Origin of the sequence: Nocardiopsis sp. TNDT3 (assembly GCF_003427465.1) — a bacterium.
Classification (GTDB): Bacteria; Actinomycetota; Actinomycetes; order Streptosporangiales; family Streptosporangiaceae; genus Nocardiopsis; species Nocardiopsis dassonvillei.
Window position 1 is genome coordinate 1 of record NZ_QPFC01001200.1, and the last position, 1,828, is coordinate 1,828.

Here is a 1,828-nt window from a genome sequence, read left to right on the forward strand (position 1 = left end):
GGCGCGGCGGGAGTCGGTCAAGCGGGACCTGGTGGTGCGCCGCGTCGAGGACCGCACCCAGATCGCCGTCCTCGAGGACGACATCCTCGTCGAGCACTACGTCGACCGGGCCACGCACCGCTCCTACGTGGGCAACGTGTACCTGGGCCGGGTGCAGAACGTGCTGCCCTCGATGGAGGCCGCGTTCGTCGACATCGGCAAGGGCCGCAACGCCGTCCTGTACGCGGGCGAGGTCAACTGGGACTCCTTCGGCCTGGACGGCCAGCCCAAGCGCATCGAGTCGGTGCTCAAGTCCGGCCAGTCGGTCCTGGTGCAGGTCACCAAGGACCCCGTCGGCCACAAGGGCGCCCGCCTGACCAGCCAGATCAGCCTGCCCGGCCGCTACCTCGTGTACGTGCCCGGCGGTTCGATGACCGGCATCAGCCGCAAGCTCCCCGACAAGGAGCGCGCGCGCCTCAAGCAGATCCTCAAGAAGGTCATGCCCTCCGGCGCGGGCGTCATCGTGCGCACGGCCGCCGAGGGGGCCAGCGAGGAGGAGCTGGAGCGCGACATCACCCGTCTCGCCAAGCAGTGGGACTCCATCAAGCGCAAGTCCAAGTCGGCCAACGCCCCCTCGCTGCTCAACAGCGAGCCCGACCTGACGGTGCGGGTCGTGCGCGACGTGTTCAACGAGGACTTCTCCAGCCTCGTCGTGTCCGGTGAGGAGGCCTGGACCACCGTCCGCGAGTACGTGGACTACGTGGCCCCCAACCTCTCCGAGCGCCTCTCGCACTGGAACGAGGACCGCGACGTCTTCGCCGCCTACCGCGTCGACGAGCAGATCAACAAGGCCCTGGAGCGCAAGGTCTGGCTGCCCAGCGGCGGATCGCTGGTCATCGACCGCACCGAGGCCATGACCGTGGTCGACGTCAACACCGGCAAGTTCACCGGTCAGGGCGGCAACCTGGAGGAGACGGTCACCAAGAACAACCTGGAGGCGGCCGAGGAGATCGTCCGCCAGCTCCGGTTGCGCGACATCGGCGGCATCATCGTCATCGACTTCATCGACATGGTCCTGGAGTCCAACCGCGACCTGGTGCTGCGGCGCATGCTGGAGTGCCTCTCGCGCGACCGCACCAAGCACCAGGTGGCCGAGGTGACCTCGCTGGGGCTGGTCCAGATGACCCGCAAGCGGGTCGGCCAGGGCCTGCTGGAGGCCTTCTCGCACAGCTGCGAGCACTGCAACGGCCGCGGCCTGGTGGTCGCCAGCGACCCGGTCGAGAGCAAGGGCGGCGGCAGCGGTAACGGCCGCAAGAAGAAGAAGGGCAAGGGCGAGCCCGACCAGGCGGCCGAGAAGCCGGAGAAGGCCCAGAAGCCGTCCTCCGAGAAGGCCGACGGGGCCGACGGGCCGGAGAAGGCCGAGAAGGCGGGCGCTGACTCCGACGAGTCCGCCGAGGCGGACGCGGCGCGGACCGAGGAGGCACCCGAGGCCCCGCAGACGGCCGAGGCCCCGGCCTCCGAGCCCGCCAAGAAGACCCGTAAGCGGGCCTCCCGCTCCCGCAAGGCCGAGGCCGCCGCGGAGGAGCAGGAGGAGATCACCGCCACGGAGGAGGCTCCTGAGGCCGCGCAGCCCGAGCAGGCCGCGGAAGCCCCCGAGGAGGCCCCGGCCAAGAAGACCCGCGCCCGGCGCACCACCCGTCGTACCGCCCGCGGGGCGGCCGACACCGGTGAGGCCGAGGCCGCGGGCGGTGAGAGCGCCCCCGCCGAGGCGGACGCGACCGCCGCCGAGACGCCCGCCGAGGCCGGTGACGACGAGGCCGCCGAGCGGCCCAAGCGTCGCCGCACCCGG

Annotated in this window: 1 protein-coding gene; it reads left to right on the top strand. The window is 71.4% G+C overall.

Going from position 1 to position 1,828, the window contains the following annotated elements:
* Positions 1 to 1,828 (top strand): Rne/Rng family ribonuclease (locus tag DQW06_RS25775; protein WP_117199465.1); only part of this gene is annotated, 1,828 nt, incomplete at both ends.